Annotated in this window: 11 protein-coding genes; 1 reads left to right on the forward strand and 10 read right to left on the reverse strand. The window is 36.1% G+C overall.

The features are described 5' to 3' along the window. Nucleotides 1–56: 56 nt before the first annotated feature. Nucleotides 57–1835, reverse strand: a complete 1779-nt coding sequence (gene argS / locus E0I26_RS04560) for an arginine--tRNA ligase (RefSeq protein ID WP_131915407.1) — start codon at nt 1833–1835, stop codon at nt 57–59. A gap of 292 nt (nt 1836–2127) precedes the next feature. Between argS and E0I26_RS04565 the strand changes: the two genes are divergently transcribed. Then, a complete protein-coding gene (locus tag E0I26_RS04565) occupies nt 2128–4539 on the forward strand; it encodes a TonB-dependent receptor domain-containing protein (protein ID WP_131915315.1) in 2412 nt (803 codons plus the stop codon). 90 nt (nt 4540–4629) lie between these two features. Here E0I26_RS04565 and E0I26_RS04570 read toward each other — a convergent pair whose 3' ends face one another. The 9 genes from E0I26_RS04570 to E0I26_RS04610 form a co-directional block, all read right to left on the reverse strand. Continuing rightward, complete coding sequence (locus E0I26_RS04570) at nt 4630–5301, reverse strand: copper homeostasis protein CutC (protein ID WP_131915316.1); 672 nt, start codon at nt 5299–5301, stop codon at nt 4630–4632. After that, nucleotides 5302–6294, reverse strand: coding sequence for an isoaspartyl peptidase/L-asparaginase family protein (locus tag E0I26_RS04575; RefSeq protein ID WP_131915317.1), 993 nt, complete (start codon nt 6292–6294; stop codon nt 5302–5304). A 54-nt stretch (nt 6295–6348) separates the two neighbouring features. Continuing rightward, a complete protein-coding gene (locus tag E0I26_RS04580; protein ID WP_131915318.1) occupies nt 6349–7251 on the reverse strand; it encodes an ROK family protein in 903 nt (300 codons plus the stop codon). 70 nt (nt 7252–7321) lie between these two features. After that, nucleotides 7322–9643 carry a glycoside hydrolase family 20 protein gene (locus E0I26_RS04585; protein ID WP_131915319.1) on the reverse strand — a complete coding sequence of 774 codons (2322 nt, stop codon included), beginning with the start codon at nt 9641–9643 and terminating at the stop codon, nt 7322–7324. Nucleotides 9644–9746: 103 nt separating this feature from the next. Next, nucleotides 9747–10829: a sulfatase-like hydrolase/transferase gene (locus E0I26_RS04590; RefSeq protein WP_131915320.1), complete on the reverse strand. Its 1083-nt coding sequence runs from the start codon at nt 10827–10829 to the stop codon at nt 9747–9749. A 122-nt stretch (nt 10830–10951) separates the two neighbouring features. Further along, the gene (locus E0I26_RS04595; RefSeq protein WP_131915321.1) at nt 10952–12040 is read right to left on the reverse strand and encodes a glycoside hydrolase family 18 protein; all 1089 of its coding nucleotides are present in this window, start codon (nt 12038–12040) and stop codon (nt 10952–10954) included. A 42-nt stretch (nt 12041–12082) separates the two neighbouring features. Beyond that, nucleotides 12083–13543, reverse strand: a complete 1461-nt coding sequence (locus E0I26_RS04600) for a glycoside hydrolase family 125 protein (RefSeq protein ID WP_131915322.1) — start codon at nt 13541–13543, stop codon at nt 12083–12085. Nucleotides 13544–13547: 4 nt separating this feature from the next. Continuing rightward, nucleotides 13548–15830 carry a GH92 family glycosyl hydrolase gene (locus tag E0I26_RS04605; protein ID WP_131915323.1) on the reverse strand — a complete coding sequence of 761 codons (2283 nt, stop codon included), beginning with the start codon at nt 15828–15830 and terminating at the stop codon, nt 13548–13550. A 59-nt stretch (nt 15831–15889) separates the two neighbouring features. Further along, nucleotides 15890–18169, reverse strand: coding sequence for a GH92 family glycosyl hydrolase (locus E0I26_RS04610; protein ID WP_235831712.1), 2280 nt, complete (start codon nt 18167–18169; stop codon nt 15890–15892). Between the last annotated feature and the right edge of the window lie 170 nt (nt 18170–18339).

Below are 18339 nucleotides of genomic sequence, written 5' to 3' on the forward strand. Positions count from 1 at the left end.
ATTTGATACTAAATGTATTAAATAAACATCATTTTCACAATAAAGAAGTTAAAAAATTACATTCTCTCCGGAACGTTAATTCCCAACAATCTAAACGAGGCTGCAATAGTATCTGCTACTTTTTTGGATAATTGAACTCTGAAAATTTTCTTCTCTAAATCCTCTTCTCCAAGAATAGGAACAGCCTGATAGAATGAATTGTATTCACGAACTAAATCATACGTGAAATTTGCAAGCAAAGCCGGACTGTGATGTTGCGCTGCATTTTGAATAACTTCAGGGAACAATTCTAATTGTTTCACCAATTCTTTCTCTTTTTCGTGCAGCGTTGTCATTTTTGATTTATTCGAAAAATCAAAATTTGCTTTACGAATAATAGATTGAATTCTGGCGTAGGTATATTGAATAAACGGTCCTGTATTTCCGGCGAAATCTACCGATTCTTCCGGATTAAAAAGGATTCGTTTTTTAGGATCTACTTTTAGAATATAATATTTCAAAGCACCTAAACCAATCGTGCTGTATAATTTTGCTTTTTCATCGGGAGAATAGGAGTCTAATTTCCCTAAATCTTCTGCAATTTTTTGCGCTGTATCTGCCATTTCCTGCATCAAATCATCGGCATCGACAACCGTTCCTTCGCGGCTTTTCATTTTTCCGGAAGGTAAATCTACCATTCCGTAAGACAAATGGAATAGATTTTTAGACCAGTCAAAACCTAATTTTTTCAAGATAAGAAACAACACTTTGAAGTGATAATCCTGCTCATTTCCTACGGTATAAACCATTCCGCCTACATCTGGATAATCCTTCACACGCTGAATAGCAGTTCCAATATCTTGCGTCATGTAAACCGCAGTTCCGTCTGAACGCAATACAATTTTACGGTCTAAGCCTTCGTCCGTTAAATCAATCCAAACGGAACCGTCAGGATCTTTTTCGAAAACGCCTCTGTCCAAACCAATCTGAACCACATCTTTCCCTAATAAATACGTGTTACTTTCGTAATAAAAACAATCAAAATCAACTCCTAAATTTTTATAGGTAATGGCAAAACCATCATAAACCCATTGATTCATGGTTTTCCAAAGCGTGATTACCGCATCATCTCCAGCTTCCCATTTCAGCAACATTTCCTGCGCTTCCAAGATGATTGGTGCTTGTTTTTTGGCTTCTTCTTCTGTTTTACCGGCGCTCATTAATTGCGCTATTTCTTCTTTGTACGCTTTATCAAAAGCCACGTAATAATTTCCAACTAATTTATCGCCTTTTAAACCTGTTGACTCCGGAGTTTGTCCATTTCCAAATTTCTGCCAAGCCAGCATCGACTTACAAATATGAATCCCCCTATCGTTGATAATTTGAGTTTTATAGACTTTTTTACCAGAAGCTTTAATGATTTCGGCAACTGAATAGCCTAAAAGATTATTACGAACGTGACCTAAATGCAATGGTTTATTGGTGTTTGGCGAAGAATATTCCACCATTACCGCTTTGTCTTCTGGATTTGGGGTAACGAAACCAAACGTAAGGTTATCTTTTATTTCTCCGAAGAAATCCAAATAATAGTCATCTGAAATAACAATATTCAAAAATCCGGAAACCACATTAAACCGACTTACCTCAGCTAGATTTTCAACTAAATAGTTCCCTATTTTATTTCCCAATTCTACTGGATTACTTTTAACAACTTTCAACAATGGAAAAATAACCATTGTAATATCCCCTTCAAATTCCTTGCGTGTAGTTTGAAATTCAACTTTATCAATAGTAACGTCGAATAAAACTTTTACAGCTTTTTCAATAGAGGGCGTAAGAATCTGTGGTAATGTCATTTCGTGTATTGGTTTTAAGGCTACAAAGATAGTCATATTGCAGTAATTTGAAAATTGGAAAACAAGATAATTTACACCTAAAAATGAAGCTTTTAACCTAGCTTAAGGTAGAAATCCATATTTTTTTCAAAAATAGATGTAACAAAATCCTTGTTCGGAAGTCTATTAAGAAACTTTTAATATTTAGTATTTGTTAAAAAATGTTAAATATTATTAAAAAAGGTATTATGTTTAACATAGTATTATATAAAAGAATACATTTGCATCATCAATCATTTAAATCAAATCAATCATGAAACTTAAATTAATTTTAATCTGCTTTATCGGAACGTTGTTTTCGATGCAGGCACAAACTTCGGTCAAACCATCAATTCTGGAAAACTCCGGAATTATTTCTGGAAAAATCACTGACAAAAAAACTAATGAACCGTTACCGTATGTAAATATTGTGGTAAAAGAAAACAACAAAGTCATTACTGGTGGCATTACATCTGACAAAGGAACTTTTCAAATAAAAAATTTAGCCTTAAAAGATTACACTGTTGAAATCCAATTTATGGGTTATAAAACAATTACAAAATCGGCAAAATTAACGGAAGACAGAAACATCAATTTTAATACAATTGCATTAGAAGAAGATGCCGTTCAGCTGGCTGGTGTTGAAGTAGTAAGCGAAAAATCAACTATTGTACAAAAAATTGACAGAAAGATTATTAACGTGGGGAAAGATTTAATTTCTGCCGGAGCAACAGCTGGAGAAATCATGAACAACATTCCATCTGTGAGTGTAGATCCGCAAACGAATGCCATCAGTTTAAGAGGAAATTCTAATGTTCGCATACTAATCGACGGGAAACCTACCAATATGGATGCTGCACAAATCTTGCAACAAATCCCATCAGCTTCCATCAAACAAATTGAATTAATCACCAATCCATCGGCAAAATACAATCCCGAAGGAATGAGCGGAATTATCAATATTGTTTTGAATAAAAACAGTAAACTTGGTTTCAATAGAAGTATCAATAATGGCGTAACCTTTGGTAAAACTCCAAAAGTAAATTCATCACTTGACTTAAATTATAGATCTGGAAAGTTTAATTTCTATGGAAATTATGGATTTAATCATGGAAAAAATGCAAACTATGGTTTTATAAAAAGTTTTGAAACGAACAAAGAAAACCTTCAGAAGTTTGAATTTAACAATAAAAACACCTCGCATTTGGCCAAATTGGGATTTGATTTCTATATCAATGAAAAAAATACTTTTTCGTTTTATACCAATCAAAGTTTTTTCTTAGGAAATGGTTTTGGAAGTACCGATGTAGATTATGTTAACAACAGCAATATAGACAAATTACAACTTTTTGACAACGTAAACGATGACCATTCGCAAACCTATAACTTTGATTATAAATTGAATTTCAAAAAAGAAGGTCACAATTTAGAACTGGAAGTGAATTACAACAAAAGTGACAGTCCAGAAGATGCCGTTTATACCAATTATAACAAAACCACTGGGGTATTAATTAATTCATTCAACAATGATGTGGAAACTTTGGGCAAAAGTACTATCGTTAATCTTGACTATGTTAATCCATTAACTGAAACCATCAAATTAGAACTGGGATTGGAAAGCAGAAATGATAATACTGACAATAGTTTATTCAAAGACAATGCTTTCGGTTCTGCTTTTACTTATGACAGATCGTTATATTCGGCTTATGCCACTTTAGGAAAACAATGGAAAAAATGGAATTTCCAAGTGGGAGCACGTTTGGAACAATACGATGTAGAGGCGATATTTAAAAAAGATGGTGAAGCCGATTCGAAATTTGAAGACGATATTTTAAGCCTTTATCCATCCACTTTTATAACCTACAATCCCAGCGATAACAACTCTTTCAACTTGAGCTTTTCAAGACGTGTAGACAGACCAAGTATTTCACAGGTAAACCCAATTAGAGAATGGAGTACCCCTACAATCGATTCTGAAGGAAACCCAGATCTAATCCCTCAATTTACCAATTCATTTGAATTGAATTATACCCGAAAAACTAAAATTGGATCGATCACTTCAGGTATTTTTTACAGAAGAATCGAGGACGAAATTACCAGAGTAATTTTTACCAATCCTGAAGATACTAACAAACAAATATTATCTTACGACAACTTCGAAAACAATGATGCGTATGGCGTGGAAGTTTCCGGAAATTTAGATTTCAAAAAATGGTGGAGTGCCAACATCAGTTTAGATGCGTATAAGAAAAAAGTAAAAGGAACTATTGAAAATACACCTGGAAATTTCGAATTTATAACGGTTAATGCTACTACTTTCAATACCCGAATTAGCAATACGTTTAAAGCCACAAAAGACCTGCGTTTTCAATTGTCTGGAATGTATAGAGGACGTGATATCAGTTTGCAATTTTTAAGAGAACCAATGTGGAAAATGGACTTTGGAACAAGTTACAATATCTTGAAAGGAAGCGGAACCATCAGTGCCCGATTCAGCGATATTTTCAACACCATGCATTTTGCATTTAATGGTGACAGACCTTACAAGGCAAACGGACAATTTAATTGGGAAAGCCAATCGGTTTATGTAGGATTCAATTACCGTTTTGGTAGTGGAAAAAACAAAGCCATTCAAAGAAAACAACGCGACAAAAATGAAACCCAAGGTAGTGGTGGGCTTTTATAAGAATTAGTTTTAATAGTTTGTTGCCAAAAGAAAAACCCGGAGTATGCCACTCCGGGTTTTTCGATTTTAAAAATTGCTCTTTTACAAGTATTACAAAATGGCTTTTAGGGCTTTTACCTCATTACCGTTTGCTGTTTCGCTTGAGTCTGTAATAGCTGAAGAATGGTAAAAAACAGCATTCGTTTTTTCCTTTAACAAACCAATATTCGATGAACGCAATCCCCCGCCTGGCATAATGGTAATTCTATCATTTACCTTTTCTACTAAAGTTACCAATATATCAATTCCTTCCATCACATTTGTTTCTAGCCCAGAAGTCAAAATGGTTTTAAAACCACATTCAATTACGGTTTCAAGTGATTCAAATCTGTTTTTTATTCTATCAAAAGCACGATGAAACGTACATGGAAGCGGGTTTGCCAAAGCAACTAATTCGGCATTTCGTTCCTTATTAAGACTACCGTCTTCTTTTAAAATTCCAAAAACAAAACCATCTACTTGTAGCTTTTTGAAGGCTATGATTTCTGATTTCATTTGTTCAAATTCAAAATCAGAATAGACAAAATTTCCTCCACGAGGTCGAATCATGACATTCAAATCGATAGAAAGAACGTCGCGGGCAGCTTTAGTTATTTCAAAATCTGGCGTTGTTCCGCCCTCTTTCATATTGGCACACAATTCTACTCTATCGGCGCCATTTTTTTGTGCAATAATAGCCGATTCAAGATTAAAGCACGCTATCTCCAGTTTACTTTTTTCCATTTATTTTAAAAAGTAATCGGCATCAATTAATCGGTTTCCCGTTTCATCATTAACGGCGTAGTTAAAACCTCCTTGAATGCAATACGAACCATATTCCCCTTTTTTATTCAAGGCGATAAAACCAACTTGAATGTCTTTTAGGTCTTTATTTCTATTCTTTGTTAATTTTACAATTCGAGCAACCGCTTCTTCACAGGCTTTTTGTGGAGATTTCCCTTGACGCATCAATTCGACAACCAAGTGGCAACCTGAAATACGAATCACTTCTTCTCCGTGACCTGTAGCTGTGGCGGCACCAATTTCATTATCAACATACAAACCCGCACCTATAATTGGTGAGTCGCCTACACGTCCGTGCATTTTGAAAGCCATTCCGCTTGTGGTACAGGCACCAGAAAGATTCCCGCTCGCATCCAAAGCAATCATCCCAATCGTGTCATGATTTTCGATATTAGCGATGGGTTTGTATTTACTATCTTTCAGCCATTCTTTCCATTCTTTTTCGGATTCCTCGGTCAATAAATTTTCCTTTTTAAAACCTTGTGATAGCGCAAACTGTAAAGCACCATCACCAACCAACATCACGTGTGGTGTTTTTTCCATCACACCTCGAGCTACCGAAATAGGATGTTTTATAAATTCCAAACAAGCTACTGATCCAATATTGGCATTTTCATCCATAATGCAAGCATCAAGTGTAACCCGACCATCTCTATCTGGTCGTCCGCCATACCCCACACTTCGTTCTTTTGGGTCACCTTCGGGAACTTTCACTCCTGCTTCTACAGCATCTAAAGCTCTCCCTTTATTTTTTAATATTTCCCAAGCGGCAGCGTTAGCTTGTATCCCAAAATTCCATGTAGAAAGTACAATGGGTTTCTTTCCTTTTTTAGATGAAAAATCATTTTCTTCTGGTTTCCCTTTGAATGAATTTAACGCCACAGCTGCGGAAGCTATCGCCGCTGTTTTTATAAAACTCCTACGGTTAGTCATATTTTCTATTTTATATTAATCCAAATTTGGTTTAAAAATAATTATAATTAAATACTATATTTCACATAGTAAACTTGTAGCACCCAGTAAAGCCGAAATTTCATTATCAGTGGACACTAAGATAGTGACTTCACTCCCGGCCTCCTTAATTTTTTGTTGAAAAGCCGGCAAGAAATAGACACTGGCATTTGCAATTTTACCCCCAATTATAAAACTATCTGCTTCAAAACTCCTTAACCACGGAAGTACAATTTCGGCTAAATCAGCTCCTACTTCCTCGAATACTTTTATAGCCAAAACATCTCCATCATTTGCACGATTAAAAAGTTCAAGACCATTGCTGATTTTTATACCACTTACAGCTTCATAACGAGATAAAAGCCCTCGAGCTGACACATAATCTTCAGCCATTCCCTCTTTAAATGGGAGGTTATATAACTCGCCATCTGTTGGCACTTGAGTTCCTGAATCTATTGCTTTACCGTTATCTATAAAAGAAGCCCCGAGACCAGTACCAAGGGTAACTGCCATTACTCTTTTTGAACTATTTTCTGCATTTTTAAAAAATTCTCCTTTACCAAAACAATTGGCATCATTATCGAAAAGAATGGGTAAATCATCAGAAAAATGAAGCCTTTCTTGAATTAATTCCCGGATATTTAAACTATAAAAATGTTCATATTTAGCCTGCCCTTTTATCCAACAAGTGCCACTTTCATAATCAAATGGACCCGGCATACATACTGCTAATCCTTCCAACTTTTCTATCCCGGAATCCTTCCATGAAGTTCGAATCGCTTTTTCCCAAATAGCCATAACCTCAGCTACTGGCAAATTAGAATCAAAAGACTCCTTATGCACCGAAAAATCAAGAACTTTCATCTCATTAATATCTATAACTGCTGCAGTAATGTGAGTTCCTCCAACATCTAACCCTAATGCATATTCTTTATTCATTTATTTTTTTCTTGTATTTACTATTTGTTAAAAAAGTTATTTTATAACTTTTTGTGCAATTTCATCTGACCTATTCTACTATAATTTCATCTACAAATAACCACCCTGGTTTTCCTGCACCACTATGACCCGGAGGACAAAGATTATTTTTAGCCGTTACTCTGATATACCTTACTGACTGCTGTGCAAATGCTGCGCTAAAATCATATAATACCGTTTTCTGATTCGTATCGATTGGGTTGTTAATCGTTTTTATTTCAGTAAAAACTGTTCCATCAGTTGAAACTTCAAATTTCACTGATTGCGGTAAAAAAATCCAGTCACTGTAATTTTGCAAACAACCCAATGAAATAGTTTTAATTGGTTTTGTTTCATCTAAATCGACTGTTGCAATCATATCTTTCCCGCTGAATCCATGCCAGTATTTACCTACTGCATTAGTACCTCTAACCCCATCCGTTAAAGAGTTTGGACCATCGGCCAAGTAATATTGACTTACCGGATTAGTGTATTTGACAGTACTTCCAACTGCTTTATGCATCACAAAGTTTTGCTTTGCAGCCTGCAGTCCTTTTATTTGTCCGTCTACAACCGTGGATGCTTTTAATACAAGAGATGATTTAATAGCTATAGGTTTTTCGTATTTTTCGCTTTGTATGGTAGGTTCCGTACCATCCGTTGTATAGCGAATCTGCCCATTCAATGCTTCAGTATAAAAACTTACCATCAATTGTCCGTTTTGAGAAGAGGGCTTGATATTTACCGTGAAATTACCCGGAGAATAATGCAAGCCTTTTTGTGCATATCCTTTAAAGTGATATTGCAATCGTTCATTAAAACCATCCCAGTTTTTATTCTCTTTTGGAGACCATAACACTTCTGCTAACGCTGCCATACGAGGAAGCACCATATATTCCAGATGTTCAGTTGTTGTTATAAATTCGGTCCATACGTTACCCTGAGCACCCAACACATATTTTCCTTCTTCCTCATTTAATTCTTTAGGAATAGGCTCATAATCATATACTTTTTTAACGGTATTAAATCCTCCAATGGCGAAAGGTTCTCCCTCTGGCCCTGCCTGATAATGGTCAAAGTAACACGGAGAACCAGGAGTCATTACCACATTGTGTTTCATTTTTGCCGCTTCGATTCCACCTGCTTCACCTCGCCAACTCATAACAGCAGCTTCCGGAGCAAGCCCTCCTTCTAAAATTTCATCCCAGCCAATCATTTTTCTGTTGTTGCTGAGGATAAACTTCTCCATTCTTTTCATGAAATAACTCTGTAATTCATCTTCGTTTTTCAGCCCTTCCGCTTTCATTCTTTCCTGACAACGGGGACATTTTTTCCAAGGTGCTTTGTCTACCTCATCCCCTCCTAAATGAATATAAGTAGAAGGGAAAAGTATCAAAACCTCACTAAGTACATCCTGTAAAAAAGAGAAAACCTCTTCATTTCCAGCACAATAATTAGAGGACATATTAGTATAGTTACCTCCAGTTAAAGGCAATTGCGGTTGTTGCGTGCAACTCAATTGCGGATAAGAAGCAATCGCAGAAGCTACATGGCCCGGCATTTCAATTTCAGGAACTATGGTTATATTTCTCTCTGCAGCATATTTTACAATTTCTTTAATTTGTTCTTGTGTATAAAAACCTCCGTAAGTTGGCTTTTCTCCCTCTTTAGCTTGTGGTCTTTCTCGCCAATTTAGATTAGTATTATCTACTCTCCAAGCCCCTATTTCTGTAAGTTTTGGATATTTTTTTATTTCAATTCTCCATCCTTGATCATCCACAAGGTGCCAGTGAAACACATTAATTTTGTAGGATGCCATCAAGTCAATGTATTCTTTTATCATATCGGGACCAAAGAAATGACGGCTTACATCAAGATGCATTCCTCTCCATTTAAAACGAGGATAATCATTCACTTGCATAACCGGCACTTCCAAAGCCGCATTAGTACGTATAGCCGGTAAGGTTTGCAATATCGATTGTATGCCGTAAAAAACACCTTTTGGGCTGCTCGCTTTAATCACAATAGCAGTTGGTGATACAGTTAACTGATATCCTTCATCTTGAATGCTTTTTTCAATTACAAACTCCACTTTTTTCGCTGCAGCTTTATTTGATTTTAAAGAAAATCCTGAAATATTTTTAATATAGGATGCCAAAAAATCAGCAGTTGCTTTTAACTCTTTTTGTGATTTTTTGTATTGGATAGTCGTATTTCCATCAATTGTAAAGTTACCATTCCCCATTTTAAGATCTACGGGTTTTGGAATAATAGAAGGTTGTTGCTGCGCATTTACTAACATTGGAGCTAATAAAAGAAATAATAGAACTGAACTTCTAAGTGCCGTAACTGTTTGTTTTATTATACTGTTCATCGGTTATATTTTTATTTTGATAATCTAAAAAGAAGCTATTCTCACCCCTCCATGTTTTAACTGGTTTCTACTACTCAAAGCCTATCACTTGAAAACGGGTTTATTATTTCAATACTTCTGTTATTTCTTTAGCAACCGGATGACTGGCCTTAAAAGTATACCCTAGTAATTTAGCAATAGTCTGGGCAAATTGTTCCTGATAGAATTGTCCTTCCGTTTTTATTTCTCCTTTGCCAGTAATTCCAGGTCCCATAGCAGCAAACCATATTTCGGATGCGCCTTGTATGGAACTTCCATGACTCGTCCATTCTGCTTTAATTTTATCCCCACGGCCATGATCCGTTGTAAAGACTAAAGCAGTTTTGTTTTTATACTGTGGATCATTTTGCACAAAATCCCATATTTGCTTAATCCATGCATCTACTTGATGAGCAGCATCTAAATAGGAACGATATTGTCCTCCATGTGCCCATTCATCTGTTTCTCCATAGGCGATATACAATACTTTTGGCTTATTGGTCTTTAATTCCTCCAAAGCTTCATAATGCGTAAAAACATCAAAACACTCATCTGTATGCCAAGGCTTATAGGAATCAGCCAACATATCATTGATCAATTTTTGTTGGACAGTTGGTTTATTTCCTCCAATTTTATCATAGGCCGAAGCTACAGGGATACCACTTCGCTTTTCATTTAAGATTCTATCAAATGCTTCCCAAGCACCAAAAGCAGCCACTTTACCCTTAAACTTTGGTTGTTGGTTTAAAAACTCCAATACAGTAACATGAGGATTCGGCTTATACTCATTTGAATTGATTGCGGGATCAGCATAACCGGTCATTATTTCACTATACCCAGGATAACTAAACCAGTGTGGATTGGCATTATTTACCTTATTGTTATAATTTCTGTTGCCATATAATTGTCCTTTTTCAGCAACTACTGACCACATAAAAGGTATTAGCTTTTCCCTGCGTTCTTTATCATCATCACTCCAATATTTTTTAAAAATATAAGTGCTATCACCCTGATTAAATTTTCGATTATTAGCAATGGAAGAATCCATTCCTTTAAAAAGTTCCTGCCATCTAAACCCATCTGTTGTTATGATGATGATGTTTTCTGCTTGTTGTGCATTAGAAATAACACTTGTAAAAACCAACAATAGTACTGCAATTTTCTTCATTTTATTTTTTTATCAAATTATAAATAATATACTTTTTCGTTGTTTTTGATAAACGCTTACTTAATCAATTAATTTGTTGTTTTCAACTGGATTAATACTGATTATAAAATATCCAAATTGAATTATTTAGCTATTTTTATTTGATCTATCGCATCCAGCATCCCATTGCGCGGACTGTCTAAAACCAGTTCCCAAAACATAATACCTCCTAGCTTCTTTTGTATTGCATAGCTCGTTTTTGCCTTAACAGAAGCAATATCATCACCAGTAGCAAATAATTTTAATTTTTCATTATACCAGTAAGGTGCCTTTGCTTTTTTATCCCAAAAATATTTCCAACCATCAACCGCTGTAAATGAAGTGGTATATTTTTTAAAATTTACACCACCAGTTGGTTCACCAGATTGATATAAACCGTTATTAATATTGGATACTTCTTTCCAAATGCGGGTATAAAAGGCTGCTCCAATAACAAGTTTTTTGGCAGGTATTCCCAATTTTAATAAATAGCTTACCGCTTTATCTGTAGATTCTTCATCCTTTTTAGTGCTAAACAATGGCGTATGATGTCCCGTTACTTTTGAATAACCGTTTACCAAATCGTAACTCATAATATTAACGCGATCCACCAATGGCATTATTTTTTTCCATTCGACAGATTCGTCTAAATATTTCTGGAATCCTCCAGCCGCAAAACTAAGTTCATTCTTATTCCCTAAGGTTTTGCGAAGAATTTTGATAAGCTCCGTAAAATTTTTTTTGTCAGCTTGTTGATACAAATGCCCTGGAACTCCTTCTATAGTGGGATATTCCCAATCTAAATCTATTCCGTCACACTTAAAATAAGTATTGACTTCTTGTACCGACTTTGCAAAAACTGCTCTTCCCTTTACTGTAGAAAAAACATCGGAACAAGGAGCACAACCACCCCAACCGCCTAATGACAGCATGATTTTTAACTGCGGGTTTTTAGCTTTTAATGATACTAGATATTTGATAGTAAGAGAATCTTTAGCCGTGTCAACATTTAACTTACCCTCTTTCAAATGACAAAAACTATAAATAATATGCGTCAGTTTATTTATCTCAAACTCATTTATTAGTTTATCATCACCCGTGTAATATGCAATTACAGCTAGATTTTTATTGCTCTGAGCTGCTATACCATTAGTGACAAGAAGTAACAAAAAAAGGAATTTTATACTCTTCATTTTTAAATTAGTATTAATTTTTTCCATTGCCATTGATATTGCCTAAATATTCTTATCACTTAAAATTTGAGGGTACTTGTTACTCGTATGAACAATCAACTCTCCAAAAAGCGTATTTGCCCATGCAAACCATTTTCGGGTAAACTTTGTTGCGTCATCCTTATGAAAGGATTCGTGCATAAAACCAGTATCGGCATGTGTTTTTATCAAATTGCTAATACACTTTCTTATTTCCTTTTCATCTACACTGGTTATTGCTCTTAGAATTATACTCATCGGCCAGATGGTATCAGCGCCAGTATGCGGTCCTCCAACACCTTCACCCGCTTTTCCTTTATAAAAAAATGGATTGTTTTCTGAAAGGACTACTTTTCGGGTATTAAGATACAAACTACTATCCGGTTGGATCGCTCCTAAATACGGTAATGACAATAAAGATGGTACATTGGCATCATCCATCATGTGAAAACTTCCGTATCCATTTACTTCAAAAGCGATTATTTTTCCAAACTTTGGGTGTTTGATAATTCCGTTTTCTTTTAATCCTTTTTGCACTTGTTCTTGCAATTCTTTGGCTTTGGCAACCAAATCAGTATCCTTAATTTCCGGCAGAGAGAAAATCTCCATTAAATAGCCGAGTACTTCAATGGCAAACATATTACTTGGAATCAAATACCCAAACAAAGTACTGTCATCACTTGGTCTAAAGGTAGAAACAATGAGCCCGCAAGGTTTTACCGGATAACCGTAACCACTCAATGGAACACCATCAGTAGCCCAAGCGGTAGTACGCTGAAAAGTGTAAGGACCTTTATTATCCATACGTTGCTGTTCTTTGAACGTTTGCAATACCAAAAGCATGGCTTTTTTCCATTGGCTGTCAAACAAGCTTATATCGCCCGTTTCTTTCCAATAGCCATGCGCCAATCGGATGGGATAACACAAACTGTCAATCTCCCATTTGCGCTCATGAATTCCCGGTTGCATTTTGGTAATATCATTTTTCCATTCGCTTACCTGGTTGAAATCTTTATAAAAAGCATTGGCATACGGATCAAGTAAAATGCATTTGGTTTGGCGGTTAATCACTCCTTTTACCAGTTCCCCGAGTTTTGCATCTTCCTTTACAAAAGGAATGTACGGCCAAATTTGGGCTGTACTGTCACGCAACCACATCGCATCAATATCTCCTGTGATTACGTATGTATCCGGTTTGCCATCGATAATTTCAAAATCGACTGTGGTGTCCAATGTATTCGGGAAACAGTTTTCGAATAACCATGCTAATTCAGGGTTAGCTATTTGTTTTTTGATGCGTACAATTGCCGCTTCAATCGCTTCACTGGTAAATTTTCTTTCGGCTAATGGTGGACGTTTACTGACAAAATCCTTCATTGGAAAATTAAAAATATTGGACTCAGAAGCAAAAACTTCCGATTGAATTGCCAATAATCCTGCGGATAAAATTCCTGTGTTTTTTATAAATTTTCTACGTGTTTGCATCGTATTATTTTGAAGTTGAATAAGAATATGGATAACTACTCGACGAAGTTCCTCTCTGATTATTAGGAGTATTGTTCATGTCAAAATCCAATACCGTTCCTTTGAGCAAATCAAAATGATTGATATAGTTCTTTGTGTAAGTGGAATTATTCCATTTTAATTCCTGAACATATTTATTATCTTCCGAATTACCCGGAGCATTTATGATTACTTCTTTTCCATTTTCTAATTGCAACGTTACTTTCTTAAATAATGGCGCTCCAAGAACATACTCTTCTGTAGCCGGACAAACAGGATAAAACCCCATCGCCGAAAAAACATACCAAGCCGAAGTTTGCCCGTTATCTTCATCACCACAATATCCGTCAGCCGTTGGTTTGTACAAACGGTTCATTACTTCTCTGGACCAATATTGTGTTTTCCAAGGCTGACCAGCGTAGTTATACAAATAAATCATGTGCTGAATAGGCTGGTTGCCGTGTGCATATTGTCCCATATTCATGATTTGCATTTCCCGAATTTCATGAATAACGGAGCCATAATAACTTTCGTCAAAAACTGGAGGCATACTAAAAACAGCGTCCAATTTAGTAGTGAATGCCTTTTCGCCACCCATTAAATCAACCAAGCCTTGCACATCATGAAAAACACTCCAGCTGTAATGCCAACTGTTGCCTTCGGTAAAAGCATCTCCCCATTTGAAAGGATTGAAATCAGCAGGAAAACTTCCGTCTTTATTTCTTCCGCTCATCAATTGGAACGAAGGATTAAAAACATTTTTATAATTCATCATTCGTTTTTCAAACAAATTTATTTCTTTTTTGGGACGGTTTAAGGCTTTCGCCAATTTCCAAATAGCAAAATCATCATAAGCATATTCCAATGTTCGTGCTGCATTTTCATTGATTTTCACATCATACGGAACATAGCCTAACGTATTGTAATACGCCGCGCCTTTTCTCCCTACCGCATCCATTGGCCCTTCATTATTGGCTCCATGCAACAAGGCTTCATACAAAGTATTAATATCATAATCGCGCAACCCTTTCACATAAGCATCTGAAACTACGGATGCCGAATTATTCCCCACCATCACATTTCTAAATCCCGGGCTGGACCATTCCGGTAAGAATCCGCCTTCTTTATAATCGTTAATCAAACCTTCCTGCATTTCTTTATTTATGGAAGGGTATACTAAATTCAGCAAAGGATACAATGCTCGAAAGGTGTCCCAGAAACCAGTACCGGCATACATATAACCCGGCAACACTTTGCCATTATACGGGCTGTAATGCATAATTTTTCCTGCGGCATCTATTTCATAATGTTTTTGAGGAAAACAAGCGGTACGATACAAACAAGAATAAAAAGTTTTGAATTGTTCATCACTGCCACCTTCCACTTGCACTTTACCTAAAACTTTATTCCACTCTTCTTTTGATTCCGCAACAGTTTTTTCAAAAGAAGCATTTCCTAATTCCGTTTTCAAATTTAGCTCGGCTTGCTCGATGCTTATAAATGAAGAAGCGACTCTGACATTTATTTTCTCTCCTTTTTTAGTTTTAAAGCTCACTACAGCACCTGCATGATTGGCTAAACTTTCCAATTTATCTTTTTCCAAAACAGTGTCTTTCCATGTATAATTCGATGAAAAAGACTTGTCGAATACCAGCACAAAATAATTCTTGAAATTAGCCGGAACGCCGCCGCTATTGCGAGTCGTGTATCCTATAATTTTATTTTCAGATGGGATTATCTTAACATAAGACCCTTTATCAAAAGCATCAATTACAATAGAAGATTGCTCATTTTCTGGAAAGGTAAATTGAAAATGTGCCGCTCTTTCGGTAGTGGTTAATTCGGTAGTCACATCATAATCAGCGAGATAAACGCTGTAATAATATGGCTTCACAGTTTCGGATTTATGACTGAACCAACTGGCTCTTTCCTCTTCTTTAAAAACTAATTTCCCGGTAACCGGCATAATGGAGAACTGTCCGTAATCATTCATCCACGGAGAGGGTTGATGCGTTTGTTTGAATCCTCGAATTTTTTCAGCGGTATAAGTATAAATCCATCCGTCTCCCATTTTACCAGTTTGCGGTGTCCAAAAATTCATTCCCCAAGGTCTTGCAATCGCCGGATACGTATTCCCATTAGAAAGACTGTGCACCGATTGTGTGCCCATTAAAGGATTTACATATTCTACTGGATCTAAAACTTTGGTCTGTGCATTTGTTGTAACAAAAACGAAAAACAAACCGCAAATAATTATTATTTTTCTCATACCTTATAAAAATGTTGACTGTATATTTATTCTAAATTCAAACCTTTAACCCATAACCTTTACAGCGGTCTATCTTCTTTTTTCACTCCCCAAGTTCCCGAAGGTTTGCTTCCCATATATAATTTCAATTCCCCTCCTTTTACAATCATATCGTGAGTGATATAGGATTTTGTATACGGTTTTCCATTATATTCCGCTTTTTGAATGTAAATATTAGTGCTGCTGTTATCTATTGCTTTCAATGTAAATGAAATACCGTTCTTATTTTTTACAGTTGCATTATTTACCAAAGGGCTTCCCAAAATATAAATCCCGTTCGCTGGATTAACCGAATAAAATCCCATAGCGGAGAAAACATACCAAGCTGACATTTGTCCCAAATCTTCGTTACCGCATAATCCATCCGGTTTTGTAGAATAGAATTTATCATCAATTTCCCGAATCAGTTTTGCCGTTTTCCAAGGTTGCCCCGCATAGGCATACAAATAGGGAATATGATGATTGGGTTCGTTTCCTTGTGCATATTGTCCGATCAAACCGCTAATATCCGGAGAAGCTTCTTCGCCTTCCACTTTGTCAGTTATTAGGAACAAAGCGTCTAACTTGGCTAGAAATTTATCTTCACTTCCAAATAAATCAATTAAACCATAAGGATCTTGAGGCACCAACCACGTGTATTGCCAAGCATTTCCTTCTACATAATCGTCTTTGCGATGAGCAGATGAAAGCGGATTAAAAGGCGTTCTCCAGTTTCCATTGGCTAATTTCCCTCTCATAAACGTTGTTTCTTTATCAAAATAAAGTTTATACAAATTAGCTCTTTTTGAAAAATAAGTATAATCCTCGGTCTTGTTCAAGGCTTTTGCCATCTGGGCCACGCACCAATCGTCTATAGCATACTCCAAAGCATTTCCAACGGTTTCTAACATTGTATCAGCAGGGATATATTGCAGTTTTTGAACATAATCCATTCCGTCACGGGTTTGCATCGCCGTTTTCTTGATGGCTTCGTACGCAAGTGCCGTATCGTAATCGCGGTAGCCTTTTAGATAAGCATCAACAATAACAGCAATCGAATGATTCCCATTCATGGTATTGGTTTCATTACCCATCAAATGCCAAACCGGTAATCTTCCTTGTTGCTGATAGATTGCCAAAAATGATTTAACAATATCATTAATTTTATCGGGCTGCGTAATCGTGTACAAAGGATGTAAAGCGCGGTACGTATCCCAAAGCGAAAAAGTGGTATAATTCGTGAAATTTGCTTTTCCATATACCTTTTTATCTGTTCCTCTGTAATCGCCATTAACATCATTAAAAATAGAAGGCGCAAAAGCCGTATGGTACAAGGAAGTGTAAAAAACTTTCATCGTTTTTTCATCGGCCTTTATCTGAATTTTATTTAATTCGGTATTCCATTTTGTTTTGGCTTGTTGCACGGTTTTTGCAAAATCCCAATTCGGAATCTCCGCTTTTATATTTGCGGAAGCATTCTCATAACTCACCGGAGAAAGACCAACTTTGACTAAAACCTGTTTATTTTTTAAAGTTGCAAAATCTATTACCGCTTTCATTCGAACTCCTTCTCCTTGATTTCCTAACACCGCTGAAACATTGTCATACAAGGAAATATTCGTAATAGGTTCCGAAAATTCCATTGCAAAATATAGCCTTTGATCATCAGCCCAACCTTTCGAATGACGGTAGCCAACAATGGTTTTAGCTCCTGTTTTCTTTATGAATGTTTTCATTGGTTTATCCCAACCCACACCATCGGCTAAATCAAGTAAAATATGGGAATCGTCAACAGAATTAAAAGTGTATTTATGGAATCCAACTCTTTCGGTTGCCGTTAATTCAGCCTTTATTTTGTATTTATCTAGTAAAACGCTGTAATATCCTGGCTTAGTAATTTCATTTTCATGCGAAAAATAAGAGCCATACCCGGTAACCATATCTTCCTTTGTTCCTTTGGTAAGCGGCACTTTTCCTGATACCGGCAACAACAGAATATCATTCAAATCTCCAATTCCGGTTCCGCTCAAATGGGTATGTGTAAATCCTAATATCGTATTACTCGCGTAATTATAGCCACTGCACCAATCCCAACCTTCAAAAACATTTACCGGTCCTAACTGAACGGCTCCAAAAGGAACATTGGCACCCACAAAAACATGGCCGTGACCAGCAGAACCAATCAGAGGATCTACAAATTGAGTGTAATCTAAATTTTGCTTCTTTTTTGCCTTTACTTGTGATGCCACTGGCTGAGCAAATAATACGCTGAGCGCAACAATTCCGGAAAAAGCTATTTTGCTATATTTTGTAAACATCATTTTTTTATTTTAAAAATTAAATTAAAGCTAACCAATTAGCAACCAATGTTTTTTCGTCACCTATTTATACCTACAAGGTCTTGGAGACCTTGCAGGATTGGCTTTCCTGCAAGGTTTATAAAACCTTGTAGGTTTGTCTTGACCAACATTGAAATGGCAACTTAAGACAG

This window comes from Flavobacterium rhamnosiphilum (assembly GCF_004349195.1).
GTDB lineage: Bacteria > Bacteroidota > Bacteroidia > Flavobacteriales > Flavobacteriaceae > Flavobacterium > Flavobacterium rhamnosiphilum.

Excerpts from the sequence above, each read along its gene's own strand:
- argS (WP_131915407.1), bottom strand. The coding sequence starts at position 1,835 with ATGACATTACCACAGATTCTTACGCCCTCTATTGAAAAAGCTGTAAAA.
- E0I26_RS04565 (WP_131915315.1), top strand. The coding sequence starts at position 2,128 with ATGAAACTTAAATTAATTTTAATCTGCTTTATCGGAACGTTGTTTTCG.
- E0I26_RS04570 (WP_131915316.1), bottom strand. The coding sequence starts at position 5,301 with ATGGAAAAAAGTAAACTGGAGATAGCGTGCTTTAATCTTGAATCGGCT.
- E0I26_RS04575 (WP_131915317.1), bottom strand. The coding sequence starts at position 6,294 with ATGACTAACCGTAGGAGTTTTATAAAAACAGCGGCGATAGCTTCCGCA.
- E0I26_RS04580 (WP_131915318.1), bottom strand. The coding sequence starts at position 7,251 with ATGAATAAAGAATATGCATTAGGGTTAGATGTTGGAGGAACTCACATT.
- E0I26_RS04585 (WP_131915319.1), bottom strand. The coding sequence starts at position 9,643 with ATGAACAGTATAATAAAACAAACAGTTACGGCACTTAGAAGTTCAGTT.
- E0I26_RS04590 (WP_131915320.1), bottom strand. The coding sequence starts at position 10,829 with ATGAAGAAAATTGCAGTACTATTGTTGGTTTTTACAAGTGTTATTTCT.
- E0I26_RS04595 (WP_131915321.1), bottom strand. The coding sequence starts at position 12,040 with ATGAAGAGTATAAAATTCCTTTTTTTGTTACTTCTTGTCACTAATGGT.
- E0I26_RS04600 (WP_131915322.1), bottom strand. The coding sequence starts at position 13,543 with ATGCAAACACGTAGAAAATTTATAAAAAACACAGGAATTTTATCCGCA.
- E0I26_RS04605 (WP_131915323.1), bottom strand. The coding sequence starts at position 15,830 with ATGAGAAAAATAATAATTATTTGCGGTTTGTTTTTCGTTTTTGTTACA.
- E0I26_RS04610 (WP_235831712.1), bottom strand. The coding sequence starts at position 18,169 with ATGATGTTTACAAAATATAGCAAAATAGCTTTTTCCGGAATTGTTGCG.